Annotated in this window: 14 protein-coding genes; 7 read left to right on the top strand and 7 right to left on the bottom strand. The window is 72.6% G+C overall.

The genetic code is table 11. From position 1 onward, the window contains the following. The first annotated feature begins 58 nt into the window (after positions 1-58). Complete coding sequence (locus ACFYXC_RS10530; RefSeq protein WP_389549262.1) at positions 59-1,021, top strand: DeoR/GlpR family DNA-binding transcription regulator; 963 nt, start codon at positions 59-61, stop codon at positions 1,019-1,021. A gap of 113 nt (positions 1,022-1,134) precedes the next feature. On the opposite strand, the gene ACFYXC_RS10525 is transcribed toward ACFYXC_RS10530, so the two are convergent. Together ACFYXC_RS10525 and ACFYXC_RS10520 are read right to left on the bottom strand one after the other, a co-directional pair. Continuing rightward, entirely contained in the window at positions 1,135-1,701 is a 567-nt protein-coding gene (locus ACFYXC_RS10525; RefSeq protein ID WP_389549260.1) for a TetR/AcrR family transcriptional regulator, read from the bottom strand. Positions 1,702-1,817: 116 nt separating this feature from the next. Then, positions 1,818-3,590, bottom strand: a complete 1,773-nt coding sequence (locus tag ACFYXC_RS10520) for an acetyl/propionyl/methylcrotonyl-CoA carboxylase subunit alpha (protein ID WP_389549257.1) — start codon at positions 3,588-3,590, stop codon at positions 1,818-1,820. Positions 3,591-3,961: 371 nt separating this feature from the next. Here ACFYXC_RS10520 and ACFYXC_RS10515 point away from each other — a divergent pair, with 371 nt between their 5' ends. After that, entirely contained in the window at positions 3,962-4,468 is a 507-nt protein-coding gene (locus ACFYXC_RS10515; RefSeq protein WP_389549254.1) for a hypothetical protein, read from the top strand. 13 nt (positions 4,469-4,481) lie between these two features. Here the strand turns inward: ACFYXC_RS10515 and ACFYXC_RS10510 are convergent, their stop codons facing one another. Together ACFYXC_RS10510 and mmpB are read right to left on the bottom strand one after the other, a co-directional pair. Then, on the bottom strand, positions 4,482-5,102 hold the full coding sequence (locus ACFYXC_RS10510; RefSeq protein WP_389549251.1) for a Maf family protein: 621 nt from the start codon (positions 5,100-5,102) through the stop codon (positions 4,482-4,484). 31 nt (positions 5,103-5,133) lie between these two features. Further along, a complete protein-coding gene (mmpB, locus tag ACFYXC_RS10505) occupies positions 5,134-5,262 on the bottom strand; it encodes a morphogenic membrane protein MmpB (RefSeq protein WP_388914600.1) in 129 nt (42 codons plus the stop codon). A 158-nt stretch (positions 5,263-5,420) separates the two neighbouring features. On the opposite strand from mmpB, the gene ACFYXC_RS10500 reads away from it, so the two are divergent. Beyond that, a complete protein-coding gene (locus ACFYXC_RS10500) occupies positions 5,421-6,548 on the top strand; it encodes a GDSL-type esterase/lipase family protein (protein WP_389549247.1) in 1,128 nt (375 codons plus the stop codon). A 71-nt stretch (positions 6,549-6,619) separates the two neighbouring features. Here the strand turns inward: ACFYXC_RS10500 and ACFYXC_RS10495 are convergent, their stop codons facing one another. After that, on the bottom strand, positions 6,620-6,829 hold the full coding sequence (locus tag ACFYXC_RS10495) for an acyl-CoA carboxylase epsilon subunit (RefSeq protein ID WP_389549244.1): 210 nt from the start codon (positions 6,827-6,829) through the stop codon (positions 6,620-6,622). Between the two features lie 26 nt (positions 6,830-6,855). Then, positions 6,856-8,454 (bottom strand): acyl-CoA carboxylase subunit beta, encoded by a 1,599-nt coding sequence (locus ACFYXC_RS10490; RefSeq protein ID WP_389549241.1) that lies wholly within the window; start codon positions 8,452-8,454, stop codon positions 6,856-6,858. A 160-nt stretch (positions 8,455-8,614) separates the two neighbouring features. Here ACFYXC_RS10490 and ACFYXC_RS10485 point away from each other — a divergent pair, with 160 nt between their 5' ends. Both ACFYXC_RS10485 and ACFYXC_RS10480 read left to right on the top strand, forming a co-directional pair. Next, positions 8,615-9,499, top strand: coding sequence for a biotin--[acetyl-CoA-carboxylase] ligase (locus tag ACFYXC_RS10485; protein WP_389549238.1), 885 nt, complete (start codon positions 8,615-8,617; stop codon positions 9,497-9,499). Between the two features lie 422 nt (positions 9,500-9,921). Further along, positions 9,922-11,028: an adenylate/guanylate cyclase domain-containing protein gene (locus ACFYXC_RS10480; RefSeq protein WP_388914906.1), complete on the top strand. Its 1,107-nt coding sequence runs from the start codon at positions 9,922-9,924 to the stop codon at positions 11,026-11,028. 165 nt (positions 11,029-11,193) lie between these two features. Here ACFYXC_RS10480 and ACFYXC_RS10475 read toward each other — a convergent pair whose 3' ends face one another. Continuing rightward, on the bottom strand, positions 11,194-12,039 hold the full coding sequence (locus ACFYXC_RS10475; protein ID WP_389549235.1) for an enoyl-CoA hydratase/isomerase family protein: 846 nt from the start codon (positions 12,037-12,039) through the stop codon (positions 11,194-11,196). Between the two features lie 141 nt (positions 12,040-12,180). Between ACFYXC_RS10475 and ACFYXC_RS10470 the strand changes: the two genes are divergently transcribed. Further along, a complete protein-coding gene (locus ACFYXC_RS10470) occupies positions 12,181-13,323 on the top strand; it encodes a diguanylate cyclase domain-containing protein (RefSeq protein ID WP_389549231.1) in 1,143 nt (380 codons plus the stop codon). A 64-nt stretch (positions 13,324-13,387) separates the two neighbouring features. Beyond that, positions 13,388-14,926: a histidine ammonia-lyase gene (gene hutH / locus ACFYXC_RS10465; protein ID WP_389549996.1), complete on the top strand. Its 1,539-nt coding sequence runs from the start codon at positions 13,388-13,390 to the stop codon at positions 14,924-14,926. Positions 14,927-15,040 lie beyond the last annotated feature (114 nt).

Genomic DNA, 15,040 nt, shown 5'->3' with positions numbered 1-15,040 from the left:
TCTGTTATTCGGCGCAAACTGCTGAAAGCAGACGGTCGTTGGGGTTACTGTCAGTTTCGTGTTCGCTGCAGAACGTCGCCAATTGATCCTCGAAATGGTGCGAGCAAATGGAGCCGTGTCGCTCCGTGAGCTCGCCCGCGTCGTCCAGACCTCCGAAGTGACCGTACGGCGGGACGTGCGCGCACTGGAGGCAGAAGGACTCCTCGACCGCCGGCACGGCGGTGCGGTATTGCCGGGCGGGTTCACGCGGGAGTCCGGCTTTCCGCAGAAATCTCATCTCGCGACCGCCGAGAAGACGGCCATCGCCGATCTCGCCGCGGGTCTCGTCGAAGAGGGCGAGGCCATCGTGGTGGGGGCGGGCACCACCACACAGGAGCTGGCTCGCCGGCTCGCGCGGGTGCCGGGGCTGACCGTCGTCACCAACTCCCTGCTGGTGGCCCAGGCGTTGGCCCATGCCAACCGGGTGGAGGTCGTGATGACCGGCGGCACCCTGCGCGGTTCCAACTACGCCCTGGTGGGCAGCGGGGCCGAGCAGTCCCTCCAGGGGCTGCGGGTCTCCCGGGCCTTCCTGTCGGGGAGCGGGCTGACCGCCGAGCGCGGCCTGTCCACCTCCAACATGCTGTCGGCGTCCGTCGACCGCGCACTCGTCCAGGCGGCCGCCGAGGTCGTCGTCCTGGCCGATCACACCAAGCTCGGCACCGACACGATGTTCCAGACGGTGCCGACCGATGTGATCACCCGGCTGGTCACGGACGAGCCACCGGCCCAGGACGACCGTGCGGCCACCGAACTGCAGGCTCTGGCCGACCAGGGCGTACAGATCGTCGTGGCCGGAGCGGGCGGCTCCGGTGGCGATACGGTCCCGGCGGGGCGCCAGCCGTCACGCCGGGACGTACCGCTGCCCGGTCCCCGCCGCGGCCAGGTGCCCGGCGCGGGACCGCAGTTGCGCAGTGCCGCGACGGTTCTGGGGGAGCAGTCCCAGGCCGAGCGGGCGCGGGTCGCCGACCTGCGCAGACGCTGACGCGACGAGCCGCCCGGCAGGCAGGGGCGGGTACTGACGGACGGTGGTCCGGTCCGATCCGGTCCCGTCCGGTCTGATCCGGTCCGTACGTCGGATGTTCGGCGCCCGGGCGTTCACGCCTTGAGGCCCCGCAGGGTCAGCGCCAGCATGCGGTCGGCCAGCTCCGGGTCGTCCGGGGTCTCTTCGGCGGCCAGCGCGATCGCGTTGGTCAGCTGGAGCAGATCACCGATGGAGACGCCGGGGCGTACGGTGCCGGCCTCCTGCGCGCGGAGGAGGAGGGCGTTGCCCGCCTCGCGCATCGGGCCGCTGCACCGCGCGAGCGCCGAGGCGTCGTCGTGCGAGGCCGACATGAGCGCGCGGGACAGCCCACGGTACTCACTCGCATGGGTGATGACGGCGCGCAGCCAGGTCACGAGCGCCGTGCAGGGGTGCGGGTCGTGCAGCAGTTCGTGTGAGCGGGTCAGCAGGTCGCTGACCGCGTCCGCGAAGACCGCGCCGAGGAGCGCGTGGCGGTTGGGGAAGTGGCGGTAGAGGGTGCCGATGCCCACGCCCGCGCGTTTCGCCACGTCCTCCAGTGAGGCGTCGGCGCCCTTCTCGGCGAACGTCGACCGTGCCTCGGTGACGAGGCGGTCGCGGTTGCGACGGGCGTCGGCGCGTAGCCCTGCCGGGGGGTTGGGCATGAGTCGCTCCCGTCTGCCCGATGACCGCCGTCGGGTGGCGCGGGTGCGTCGTGGCCGGTCGCGCAGTTCCCCGCGCCCCTGCAGGGGCGCCCAGCGCCCCTGCAGAAGTGACGGTGTCAGTCCTTGATCTCGCAGATGACCGCGCCCGACGTGAGCGAGGCGCCGACCTCGGCGGCCAGGGCCTTGATGGTGCCCGAGCGGTGGGCGTTGAGGGGCTGTTCCATCTTCATGGCCTCCAGGACCACGATCAGGTCGCCCTCCTTGACCTCCTGGCCCTCCTCGACGGCCACCTTCACGATGGTGCCCTGCATGGGAGAGGCGAGGGTGTCGCCCGAGGCGGCGGGGCCGGACTTCTTGGCCGCGCGGCGCTTGGGCTTGGCGCCCGCCGCGAGGCCCGTACGGGCCAGGGACATGCCCAGCGAGGACGGCAGGGAGACCTCTAGGCGCTTGCCGCCGACCTCGACGACGACCGTCTCGCGGCCCGTCTCGTCCTCCGCGTCCCCGTCCGCGGGAGCGGTGAAGGGCGGGATCTCGTTGACGAACTCGGTCTCGATCCAGCGGGTGTGGACCGTGAACGGGTCGGCGGAGCCGGTCAGTTCGGGGGCGAAGGCGGGGTCGGTGACCACGGCGCGGTGGAACGGGATGGCGGTCGCCATGCCTTCGACGGTGAACTCCTGAAGCGCGCGGGCGGCCCGCTGGAGCGCCTGCTCGCGGGTGGCGCCGGTGACGATCAGCTTGGCGAGCAGTGAGTCCCACGCCGGGCCGATCACGCTGCCGCTCTCCACGCCGGCGTCCAGGCGCACGCCCGGTCCCGACGGCGGGGCGAACGTGGTGACGGTGCCGGGGGCGGGCAGGAAGCCGCGGCCCGGGTCCTCGCCGTTGATACGGAACTCGAAGGAATGGCCGCGCAGCGGCGGGTCGTCGTAGCCCAGCTCCTCGCCGTCGGCGATCCGGAACATCTCGCGGACCAGGTCGATGCCGGAGACCTCCTCGGTCACCGGGTGCTCGACCTGCAGACGGGTGTTGACCTCCAGGAAGGAGATCGTGCCGTCCGCGCCGACCAGGAACTCGACGGTGCCGGCGCCGACGTACCCGGCCTCCTTGAGGATCGCCTTGGAGGACGCGTACAGCTCGGCGACCTGGGCCTCGGAGAGGAACGGCGCGGGCGCCTCCTCGACGAGCTTCTGGTGGCGGCGCTGCAGGGAGCAGTCACGGGTGGAGACGACCACCACGTTGCCGTGGCTGTCGGCCAGGCACTGGGTCTCCACGTGCCGGGGCTTGTCGAGGTAGCGCTCCACGAAGCACTCACCGCGGCCGAAGGCGGCGACGGCCTCGCGCACCGCGGAGTCGAACAGCTCGGGCACCTCTTCGAGGGTGCGGGCCACCTTCAGACCGCGGCCGCCACCGCCGAAGGCCGCCTTGATCGCGATGGGCAGGCCGTGCTCGCGGGCGAAGGCGACGACCTCCTCCGCGCCGGCCACCGGGTCCGGCGTACCGGCGACCAGCGGGGCGCCGGCGCGCTGGGCGATGTGACGGGCCGCCACCTTGTCGCCGAGGTCGCGGATCGCCTGCGGCGGCGGGCCGATCCAGGTCAGGCCCGCGTCGAGGACGGCCTGCGCGAAGTCGGCGTTCTCGGAGAGGAAGCCGTATCCGGGGTGGATCGCGTCCGCCCCCGAGTCCTTGGCGGCCTGGAGCACCTTGGCGATGTCGAGGTAACTGCTCGCGGGCGTGTCACCGCCCAGCGCGAACGCCTCGTCCGCGGCCCGCACATGCAGAGCGTCCCGGTCGGGATCGGCGTACACCGCCACGCTCGCGATACCGGCGTCCCGGCACGCCCGGGCGACACGAACAGCGATTTCGCCTCGGTTGGCGATCAACACCTTGCGCACGATGGCTCCCTCTCCTTGAAACAAGCCGAGTTTAGGGACTGCCGACACGACGTATCGACCCGTCCCCGATGGTGAGCTTGCCCACACGGAGCGTGATACAAGGCTTGCTCGCCCGTGAAAACCCTTGTCGTACCTCGGTACGCAGGGGGCTTGCCATGAACCCTAGCTCGCCGGTGTGGTCAAGGTCTCTGTGAGAGCGTGCTGCGCGCCACTCGGTTTCTTTGTGGGGAACCTACGAAGAGGTCGGTGATTGTTTGCCCGCTCCAGATCCCTTGTCCCTGGGTTTACTCATTAGTAGCGTGCTGGCTGACTTGAACGTACTGGGGGTAACAGGCCCCTGCTGGGGTGGAAGCCGAAAGTGGGTGGGGACGGTGGTCCGCAGACCGGTGGCGTGGGTGACCGCGATCGTGCTCTTCGCGGAGGCGGTGGGTATCGCCTGGGTCAACTGGTTCATGGGGGTCGTGGTCGACCGGCAGGACATGTCCCTGGCCGGGCTCGACTCCGACGTGATGTCCACGTCGTCGAAGGTCGCGGGGCTGCTCTTCGGCCTCTACTTCGCGCTCTGCGGCCTTACCGCGCTGCGCGTCGCCCTGCGCGACCGCGCGCCGGCCGGCCTCGGCCGCATCCTGCTGATCAGCGCGGCGGTGGTGCACGCCCTGCTCGGCGCGTTCACGGTCGGCCTGGTGGGCTGGGGCGCGTTCGCCTTCATGATGGTCGTGCTCGGCCTGATCGTGCTCATCTTCATGACGTACGACCGCCGGGAGGCCGCGCTGTCCGACGCGGAGCCGGGCGGCGGCCCGGCCGGTCACGGCCCGGCGGGCGGTGACGGCGGCGGGGCGCCGGTCGTGCCGCCGCCCCCGGCGCCCTCCACCTCCTGACCGGCTCCCCGCGTCACTTCTCGCGGGGCGCCCACAGGTCCGTGATACCGACGCCCAGCTCGGCCAGCAGACGGCGTACCAGCGGCAGCGAGAGCCCGATGACGTTGCCGTGGTCGCCGTCGATGCCGTCGACGAACGGGGCCGATCGGCCGTCGAGGGTGAAGGCCCCGGCGACGTGCAACGGCTCGCCCGAGGCGACGTACGCGGCGATCTCGGCATCGGTCGGCTCGCCGAAGCGGACCACCGTGGACGCGACCGCCGACGTGTGGCGGCCCGTCGCCGTGTCCCACACGCAGTGGCCGGTCTGCAGGATGCCCGCCCGGCCGCGCATGGACTTCCAGCGCGCGGTGGCCTCCTCGGCGTCGGCCGGCTTGCCGTACGCCACGCCGTCCAGTTCGAGCACCGAGTCGCAGCCGATCACCAGGGCGCCGCCGGCCTCGGGCCGCGCCGCCACCACGGACGCCTTCGCCTCGGCGAGGGCGAGCGCCAGCTCGGCGGGGGTCGGGGCGGTCACGGCGTCCTCGTCGACCCCGCTGACGATGACCTCGGGGGCGAGTCCGGCCTGCCGCAGCAGTCCGAGCCGGGCGGGGGACTGGGAGGCGAGGACGAGCCGGCGGCGTGGCTGATCAGTCATGCGGCCAGCGTATCGGCGGGGCCGGGACGGCTCACATCAGGCCGAGGATGATCATCGCGAACACCACGGTCACCGCTATGAGGACACTGAGCCGCCGCAACATGTCCTGCATGTCGCGCAGCTCCTTCGGCGGCTCGTTCTCCGGGTCGGACCACAGCATGTCTCCGATCGTGACTCCGGTACGGCTCCGGACGCCTGAGTACGCGTACTCATCCTGCGTAAATGGGTCCAGGGTTCCGTTAGTGGGCGCCTCCTGTTACCGTTCACCTCCTAACCTAAAGGGACTATGATCCCATTAAGAGTGAGAAGGAAACCGCTGTGTTCACCACCGCCTGGACCGCCTCTCCGCAGCCGCCCAGCACCGGCTTCACCCCCAACTGGTCGCAGGAGGGCTTCTGGCGCCACTCCCTGCGTCAGGCCGTCCGCCTCACCGCGGGCGGCGACCGCGTCCGGATCCGCCTCTCGAACGCGTACGGCACCTCACCGCTGCGGATCGCTGGGGCGACCCTCGCCCGCACGGCCGTCGGTGCCGCCGTGCGGTCCGACCCGGTGCGGCTCACCTTCGGCGGGTCGGCGTCCGTCGAGATACCGGCGCGCTCGCAGATCATCGGCGACGCGGCCGAACTCGCCGTGGCGGCGGGCGAAGCGGTGACCGTCACCCTCCACCTCGACGCCGTCACCGGGCCCGCCACCTTCCACGCCCAGGCGTTCACGACCAGTTTCCGGGGACCGGGTGATCTTCTGGAGGACACCGGCGGCGCGGGGTTCGAGGAGGCCACCGAGTCCTGGTACTTCCTGTCCGGCGTCGACGTCTCCGCCGGGCGCACCGACGGCGTGGCGCTCTTCGGCGACTCGATCACCGACGGGTTCGGGTCCACGCCCGGCACGGACCGCCGGTGGTCCGACGCACTCGCCGCGCGCACCGGGCGGCCCGTGCTCAACGCGGGCATCGGCGGGAACCTGCTGCTCAACGACTCCGCCTGGTACGGGGAGAAGGGCGTCCACCGGCTGGAACGGGATGTGCTCGCCCTGGCCGGCGTCGACACGGTGGTCGTGCTGCTCGGGCTCAACGACATCGGGTTCAGCGAGGGGGCGGCGGAGCCCACGTACCGGCCCGCGCCGCGCGTCGAGGTGGCCGAGCTGGTCGCGGGGCACCGGGAGCTGCTGCGGCAGGCGCGGGCCCGGAGGGTACGGGTCGTGGGGGCGACCCTGCTGCCCTTCGCCGGGTCCGACCACTGGGGGGAGCGGGCGGCGAAGGTGAGCCACGAGGTCAACGAGTGGGTGCGGTGCTCGGGGGAGTACGACGCGGTGGCCGACCTGCACCGGGCGCTGGGCGGGCCCGGGGGGTCGGACGCGTTGTCCCCCGCGTACGACTTCGGCGATCACCTGCATCCGAACGACGCGGGATATCGGGTGATGGCCGAAGCCGTCGCGGCAGTTCTCTGACCGCGGGCCGGTGGGGGCCGGTCGCGCAGTTCCCCGCGCCCCTTCGGGGCCCGGAAGGGCCTGGTCAGGGCTCAGTGGGGCCAGAAGGTGTGGGCCCAGGACTGGGGGCCCGGGGGCGGCAGGCTGTTCCTGGCCACCCGGGACGGGTCGGACCACGCGTCCCTCGCCTGTCCCGCGCCGGACGGGGCCGCTGCCGCCGCCGCGGCGCGGGCGCGGACCACCGCCAGGGCGGCGGCCAGCTCCTCGGGGGTCGGATTGCCCCGTACGACCTTGATGTTCATGAGGGCTCCCAGTCTTGACCGGCGTGCTAGAGGGGGATGTTGCCGTGCTTCTTCGGCGGCAGGGACTCCCGCTTGGTGCGCAGCGACCGCAGGCCGCGTACGACGTGGGAGCGGGTGTCGGAGGGCAGGACCACGCCGTCGACGTAGCCGCGCTCGGCTGCGGTGTAGGGGTTGAGGAGCGTGTCCTCGTACTCCTGGATCAGGCGGGCCCGGGTGGCTTCCCGCTCGCTCTCGGGGGCCGCCGCGATGGTGCGCCGGTGCAGGACGTTCACCGCGCCCTGCGCGCCCATCACGGCGATCTGGGCGGTCGGCCAGGCGAGGTTGAGGTCCGCGCCGAGGTGCTTGGAGCCCATGACGTCGTACGCGCCGCCGAACGCCTTGCGGGTGATCACCGTGATCAGCGGGACGGTGGCCTCCGCGTACGCGTAGATCAGTTTGGCGCCGCGGCGGATGATGCCCTCGTGCTCCTGGCCGACGCCCGGCAGGAAGCCGGGGACGTCCACGAAGGTGAGGACCGGGACGTTGAAGGCGTCGCAGGTCCGTACGAAACGGGCGGCCTTCTCGGAGGCGTCGATGTCCAGGCAGCCCGCGAACTGCATCGGCTGGTTGGCGACGACGCCCACCGGACGTCCCTCCACACGGCCGAAGCCGGTGAGGATGTTCGGCGCGAACAGCGGCTGCGTCTCGAAGAACTCGGCGTCGTCCAGGATGTGTTCGATCACCGTGTGCATGTCGTACGGCTGGTTGGCGCTGTCCGGGATCAGCGTGTCCAGCTCGCGGTCCTCGTCCGTGACGGCGAGGTCCGCCTCCTCGGGGAAGGCGGGCGGCTCACTGAGGTTGTTCGACGGGAGGTAGGACAGCAGCGACTTGACGTACTCGATCGCGTCCTTCTCGTCCCCGGCCATGTGATGGGCCACGCCCGAGGTCGCGTTGTGGGTGCGCGCGCCGCCCAGCTCCTCGAAGCCGACGTCCTCGCCGGTGACCGTCTTGATGACGTCGGGTCCGGTGATGAACATGTGCGAGGTCCGGTCGACCATGACCGTGAAGTCGGTGATCGCGGGGGAGTACACCGCGCCGCCCGCACACGGTCCGACCACGAGGCTGATCTGCGGGATCACCCCGGAGGCGTGGGTGTTGCGGCGGAAGATCTCGCCGTACATGCCGAGTGCCGCGACGCCCTCCTGGATACGGGCGCCGCCCGAGTCGTTGATGCCGATGACCGGGCAGCCGGTCTTCAGCGCGAAGTCCATCGCCTTCATGATCTTCTGGCCGAAGACCTCGCCGAGCGCGCCGCCGAAGACCGTGAAGTCCTGCGAGAACACGGCGACCGGACGCCCGTCCACCGTGCCGTACCCGGTCACGACCCCGTCCCCGTAAGGGCGGTTGTCCGCCAGGCCGAAGTCGGTCGAGCGGTGCCGCGCGAACTCGTCGAACTCGACGAAGGACCCCTCGTCCATCAGCAGTTCGATCCGCTCACGAGCCGTCAGCTTGCCCTTGGCGTGCTGCTTCTCGACGGCACGCGCCGAGCCGGCGTGCGTCGCCTCGTCGATGCGGCGCCGCAGGTCCGCGAGCTTGCCCGCGGTGGTGTGGATGTCGGTCTCGTGCTGCTGTTCCGGCTCGGACATCGGGATGCGGCTCCCTGCCTGCTCAGTGGGGACGTACGGGGGGACGGGAAGGCGGTCTGAGCGCGCTGGTGCTCAGAAGGGGGGTTGGCTACTCATCCGTAGCGTAGTGGCGTGCCTACCGTTCGGCAGTGCGGCGTTTACCACACCTAGGGTGGGTTGCATGACGCCGCGAGATGACTCAGACGCGAACAGCAATCGGTGGTCCGACCTGGACCGCCCGCCGCTCAACGGCGTGGCGCTGCGCCGCGCGCTGGTGCGGGACGGCGGGCTCTGGTCCGACGTCCAGGTGGTGGCCCGCACCGGTTCCACCAACTCCGACCTCGTCGCGCTGGCCACGGACGGCAAGGCGGAGGAGGGCGCGGTCCTGGTCGCCGAGGAGCAGGAGGCCGGGCGGGGCCGCCTGGACCGGCAGTGGACCGCGCCGGCCCGCTCGGGCCTCTTCTTCTCCGTCCTGCTCAAGCCCGCCGGGGTCCCCGTCGAGCGCTGGGGCTGGCTGCCGCTGCTCACCGGGGTCGCGGTGGCCACGGGCCTGTCGCGGTCGGCCGGTGTCGACACGGCGCTGAAGTGGCCCAACGACCTGCTGGTGACGGTGGAGGGCGCGGAGCGCAAGGCGGGCGGCATCCTCGCCGAACGGGCCGGGACCGACGCGGTCGTCGTCGGCATCGGCATCAACGTCACGCTCCGCGCGGACGAGCTGCCCGTGCCCGGCGCCGGCTCGCTCGCGCTCGCGGGAGCGGCGACCACGGACCGGGAGACGATCCTGCGGGCCGTCCTCCGGTCGCTCGAACAGTGGTTCGTGAAGTGGCGTGACGCGGAGGGCGACCCCGCCGTCTCCGGCCTCCAGGACACGTACGCCGCGGGATGCGCGACGCTCGGCCGGGCGGTCCGGGCGGAGCTGCCCGGCGACAGGTCGATCACCGGAGAGGCGGTGGCGGTCGACGGCGACGGACGCCTGGTGCTCGCCACGGCGGAGGGCGTGCAGCAGCCCGTGGGAGCGGGCGACATCGTCCACCTGCGTCCGGCCGCGTCCCCGGACGACGAGTGACGGACGGGGCCCCCGGGACGAACGGGCAGCAGGTGTGACGAACGCGCCCAGAGGGGTACGCGGGGTGTTCGGTGCCTGTTCTCGCTGGTGGTGAGCAAGGGGCGCACCCGGGCCGTACGAGAGGGAGTGGTCCGCCGGACGTCCGCGTACGGAGTGGGCCGCGGGCCGTCCGGCCTCGGCAGTCGGGAGTGAGCCACAGCACACCTGCCGTAGAGTTGAGGCCGGTCGATACCTGACCGCGGCAGATCGGAAGGGCAGCAGGCGTGACGGTCGACGACAGCGGTTCGGGCACGGGTGACCCCGCCTCCGACGGTGAGCCGGGGCGTGCCGCCGGGTCTGTCGCCGACACGGCGGCCGCTCGCGTCGACCGCGCCGAGGCGCATGCGCGCGTGGAGCGCGTGAAGGAAGAGGAACAGCACCCAGTGGACGCGCAGGACGGCCGTACCGACGGCCGCGCCGACCCGGCTGCCGCCGAGTCCGACGAGGACGACCCGCTGGCGCTCCGGCTCGAACAGCTCATCCTCGGGGCCGAGCGGCGCTACACCCCCTTCCAGGCGGCCCGCAGCGCGGGTGTCTCGATGGAGCTGGCCTCCCGGTTCTGGCGCGCCATGGGCTTCGCCGACATCGGCCAGGCCAAGGCGCTCACCGAGGCCGACGTCCTCGCCCTGCGGCGGCTGGCCGGTCTGGTCGAGGCGGGGCTGCTGAGTGAGGCGATGGCGGTCCAGGTGGCCCGGTCCACCGGCCAGACCACGGCGCGGCTCGCCGAGTGGCAGATCGACTCGTTCCTGGAGGGCCTCACCGAGCCCCCCGAGGCCGGGATGACGCGCACCGAGGTCACGTATCCCCTCATCGAGCTGCTGCTGCCCGAGCTGGAGGAGTTCCTGGTCTACGTCTGGCGGCGCCAGCTCGCCGCCGCGACCGGCCGCGTCGTCCAGGCCGCGGACGACGAGGAGATGGTGGACCGGAGGCTGGCCGTCGGTTTCGCCGACCTCGTCGGCTTCACGCGCCTGACCCGGCGTATGGAGGAGGAGGAACTCGGCGAACTGGTGGAAGCCTTCGAGACCACCGCCGCCGACCTGGTCGCCGCGCACGGGGGGCGGCTCATCAAGACCCTGGGCGACGAGGTGCTGTACGCGGCCGACGACGCGGGGGTCGCCGCGGAGATCGCGCTGCGCCTCATCGAGACGATGGCGAACGACGAGACGATGCCGGAACTGCGGGTGGGCATCGCCTTCGGCACGGTCACCACGCGCATGGGCGACGTGTTCGGTACGACCGTGAACCTCGCGTCCCGGCTGACGTCGATAGCTCCCAAGGACGCGGTCCTGGTCGACGGGGCGTTCGCGGAGGAGCTGATCCGGACGCAGGACGCGCCCGCGTCCGAGGCCGTGGCCGCGGAGGAGGCCATCGCGGCGGAGAAGGAGGGGGAGGAGCCGCCGGCGTACCGCTTCGGCCTCCAGCCGATGTGGCAGCGGGCGGTGCGGGGTCTTGGCGTGGTGGAACCGTGGCTGATGAGCCGACGGGGCTGATGCTCCGCGTGTGCTCGGCCGGGGCCGGTTCGGGGGTGCGGGCCGGCTGTGGTCCCCCGGCCTTCGGCCGGGAGGTGCCCCCAGGTCGCGCAGTTCCCCGCGCCCCTGAAAGGCGGGGCTTCGCCCCTGCTTTTCAGCCCGGTTTCCGCCCCGGCCGCGTGGGAACTACTCCCCGGGCCATTCCGGGCGCCGCTTCTCGTTGAAGGCGGCGACCCCCTCCGCCCGGTCCCCCGAGAACGCCACCGACCGCCACGCCGCGTCCTCGATCTCCAGTCCCGCCCGCAGATCGAGCCCGTGTCCCAGCCGCAGCGCCCGCTTGGCCGCACGGAGCCCCACGGGCGAGTTCCCGGCGATGCGGGAGGCGAGCGCGAGCGCGGACGCCCGGTCCTCCCCGTCGGCGACCAGCTCGTCCACCAGCCCCAGCTCCCGCGCCTCCACGGCCTCGACCCGACGCGCGGAGAAGATCAGCTCGGCCGCCCGCGCCGCCCCGACCCGGCGCGGCAGCAACTGCGTACCGCCGCCTCCGGGGATGACGCCGACCGACACCTCGGGCAGGCCCACCACGGCCGTGCCGTCCGCGACGATCAGGTCGCAGGCCAGGGCCAGTTCGAAGCCGCCCCCGAGAGCGAACCCGTGCACGGCGGCCACGGTCGGCATCGGGAGCTCCAGCACACCGGTGTACGCGGCCCGCGCGACCGGGCGCTGACGGACCAGCTCGGCGTCCGTGAGGGAGTTGCGCTCCTTGAGGTCGGCGCCGACGCAGAAGGCCCGCTCGTGGGTCGAGGTCAGCACCACCACGCGTACGTCCCGGTCGGCGGCCAGGGCCTCGCAGGCGGCGGCGATCGAGCGGGCCATCCCGGACGAGACGGCGTTCATGGCCTCGGGCCGGTCCAGGGAGAGCTCCGCGACGTACGGGGCGGGGCGCCGCACGGCCACGTACTCACCGAACCGCCGCGCGGCATCCTGCCCGCCCTGCCCGTCCAGTCCGTCCAGCCCGCCCTGTTCCGTCATGGCACTCTCCCCGGTCCGGTTAACGTGGGTTAACTTCCGGAGCCCGATCATTCCAGTCGACCGTCGCCGGGGAAAGGCCCGCCCCGCTGCTGTCCCACGCTCGACGTCTCAAAGTCGTACAAAACTACCTAACATAGTGTGATGGGTGGTGACGATGTGCGGCTGAGGGCCGTGGTGGCGCTGGCGCAGGGCATGGCCGCCGCGTCCGCCCCGCACGAGTCGTGGCGCGCGGCGGCGGACGGCGCCCGCCGGGCGCTGGGCGGGAGTTTCGCCGCGCTGTCCGTGTGGGAGCGGCAGCTGGGGCGGCTGCGGGTCCTGGTGAACACGGGGGAGCGGGCCCGGGACGAGGAGGAGTTCCCGGAGCGTGAGGCGTACCCGGTGCACCAGTTCCCCGAGATCACCGAGTTCCTGCACGAGCGCTGGGTCGGCGGCGGTGAGCCCAACGCCTGGGTGGAGACCGCGGACGGCCCCGCCACGGGGCACGCGGAGTACTGCCACCAGAGGGTCGCCGCGCTGCGGCGGCGCGGGCGCGGCTGCTGCGTCGTCGCGCCGATCGTCCTGCACGGCCGCGCCTGGGGCGAGCTGTACGTGGCCCGCCCGGTGGGCGCCCCCGTCTTCGGGCGGGCCGACGCCGACTTCGCGACCGTCCTCGCCTCCGTGGCGGCCGCCGGGATCGCCCAGACCGAACGCCTGGAGGAGGCCCGCCGGCTCGCCTTCACCGACGCGCTCACCGGTCTCGCCAACCGGCGGGCCGTGGACATGCGCCTGGACGAGGCCGTCGAGTGCCACCGCGCGCAGGGCGTGGTCGTGAGCCTCGTCGTGTGCGACCTGAACGGCCTCAAGCGCGTCAACGACACCCAGGGCCACGCCGTCGGCGACCGGCTCCTCGAACGCTTCGGGTCGGTGCTGTCCCTGTGCGGCGCCATGCTGCCCGGCACGCTCGCCGCCCGCCTCGGCGGCGACGAGTTCTGCCTGCTCGCGGTGGGCCCCGCCGCCGACGAGGTGGTCCGCGTCGCCGAGGAGCTGTGCCGCCGCGCCGGCGAGCTGGAACTGGGCGAGGGCGTCGCGTGCGGGGTCGCCTCGACCGGGGACCCCCTCGGGCCCGTCCACTCGGCCCGGCGCCTCTTCCGCCTCGCCGACGCGGCCCAGTACCGCGCCAAGGCCGTACGCGCCACGAAGCCCGTGGTCGCGGGCCGGGAGGGCCCCGACGACCCCGTCGTACGCCTCGCGGACGCACCCCCGCCCGCGGCGGCCGACCGCCGCAGATTCCGCAGCCGCCGGTAAGGGCCCCACCCGGTACTCACTAGTGACACCATCGCATTCACTGCGTACGCTCCTGAATATGGATATGCACACTGTGGTGGTGGGGACGAACGGGGTCACCGCGTCCGACGTTCTCGCCGTGGCGCGCGGCGGCGCCCGGGTCGAGCTCTCCGGCGAGGCGCTGGCGGCGCTGGCCGCGTCCCGCGAGATCGTGGAGGCGCTGGCGGCCAAACCGGAGCCCGTGTACGGGGTCTCCACCGGCTTCGGAGCCCTCGCGACCCGGCACATCAGCCCGGAGCTGCGAGCACAGCTGCAGCGCAACATCGTGCGCTCGCACGCCGCCGGGATGGGGCCTCGCGTCGAGCGCGAGGTCGTCCGCGCCCTGATGTTCCTGCGGCTCAAGACCGTCTGCTCGGGCCGCACCGGCGTCCGCCCGTCCGTCGCGCAGGCCATGGCGGACGTCCTGAACGCCGGTATCACCCCGGTCGTCCACGAGTTCGGCTCGCTCGGCTGCTCCGGCGACCTCGCGCCGCTCTCCCACTGCGCCCTGACGCTGATGGGCGAGGGGGACGCCGAGGGGCCGGACGGCGTCGTCCGCCCGGCCGGCGAACTGCTCGCCGCGCACGGCATCGACCCCGTCGAACTCCGCGAGAAGGAGGGACTGGCCCTCCTCAACGGCACCGACGGCATGCTCGGCATGCTGATCATGGCCCTCGCCGACCTCGACACCCTCTACAGGTCCGCCGACGTCACGGCGGCCCTCAGCCTGGAGGCGCTGCTCGGGACCGACAGGGTCCTCGCGCCCGAACTGCACGCCATCCGGCCGCACCCCGGCCAGAGCGCCAGCGCCGCCAACATGCTGGCCGTGCTCAAGGGCTCGGAGCTCACCGGCCACCACCAGGACGACGCCCCGCGCGTCCAGGACGCGTACTCGGTGCGCTGCGCCCCGCAGGTGGCGGGCGCCGGCCGCGACACCATGGCGCACGCCCGGCTGGTCGCCGACCGCGAGCTGGCCGCCGCCGTCGACAACCCGGTGGTCCTGCCCGACGGCAGGGTCGAGTCCAACGGCAACTTCCACGGGGCGCCGGTCGCGTACGTGCTGGACTTCCTCGCCATCGCGGCGGCCGACCTCGCCTCCATCACCGAGCGCCGCACGGACCGGCTCCTCGACAAGAACCGCTCACACGGCCTGCCGCCCTTCCTCGCGGACGACGCGGGCGTCGACTCCGGTCTGATGATCGCGCAGTACACGCAGGCCGCCCTGGTCAGCGAGATGAAGCGGCTCGCCGTCCCGGCCTCCGCCGACTCCATCCCGTCCTCCGCGATGCAGGAGGACCACGTCTCGATGGGCTGGTCGGCCGCCCGCAAGCTCCGTACGGCCGTCGACAACCTGACCCGGGTCGTCGCCATCGAGCTGTACGCCGCCACCCGAGCCGTGGAACTGCGCGCCGGACTCACCCCGGCACCGGCCACGCGGGCCGTCGTCGCGGCCGCCCGGGCCGCCGGGGTGGCGGGCCCGGGCCCGGACCGCTTCCTCGCCCCCGACCTCGCCGCGGCGGACGCCTTCGTGCGCGGCGGCCACCTCCTCGCGGCGGTGGAGCCCGTGACGGGCCCGCTGGCCTGACGCGGATCCGGGGCGCGGCGGGGCTGTCGTGTGGATCACAGCAGCCCCGCTCGTCCATGTGCTAGGGTTCTATCGAAACGTTTTTGGTACCCATTAACTTGTGCGCCTGAAAGG

The sequence above is a fragment of the Streptomyces sp. NPDC002701 genome (assembly GCF_042889045.1).
GTDB lineage: Bacteria > Actinomycetota > Actinomycetes > Streptomycetales > Streptomycetaceae > Streptomyces.
The sequence above is the reverse complement of the archived record's forward strand: the minus strand, read 5'-3'. Positions and strand labels throughout refer to the sequence as shown.

Coding starts and splice junctions, on each gene's coding strand:
- ACFYXC_RS10525 (WP_389549260.1), bottom strand. CDS start 1,701: ATGCCCAACCCCCCGGCAGGGCTACGCGCCGACGCCCGTCGCAACCGC.
- ACFYXC_RS10510 (WP_389549251.1), bottom strand. CDS start 5,102: ATGACTGATCAGCCACGCCGCCGGCTCGTCCTCGCCTCCCAGTCCCCC.
- mmpB (WP_388914600.1), bottom strand. CDS start 5,262: ATGCTGTGGTCCGACCCGGAGAACGAGCCGCCGAAGGAGCTGCGCGAC.
- ACFYXC_RS10495 (WP_389549244.1), bottom strand. CDS start 6,829: ATGAACATCAAGGTCGTACGGGGCAATCCGACCCCCGAGGAGCTGGCC.
- ACFYXC_RS10490 (WP_389549241.1), bottom strand. CDS start 8,454: ATGTCCGAGCCGGAACAGCAGCACGAGACCGACATCCACACCACCGCG.
- ACFYXC_RS10485 (WP_389549238.1), top strand. CDS start 8,615: ATGACGCCGCGAGATGACTCAGACGCGAACAGCAATCGGTGGTCCGAC.
- ACFYXC_RS10475 (WP_389549235.1), bottom strand. CDS start 12,039: ATGACGGAACAGGGCGGGCTGGACGGACTGGACGGGCAGGGCGGGCAG.
- ACFYXC_RS10470 (WP_389549231.1), top strand. CDS start 12,181: ATGGGTGGTGACGATGTGCGGCTGAGGGCCGTGGTGGCGCTGGCGCAG.
- hutH (WP_389549996.1), top strand. CDS start 13,388: ATGCACACTGTGGTGGTGGGGACGAACGGGGTCACCGCGTCCGACGTT.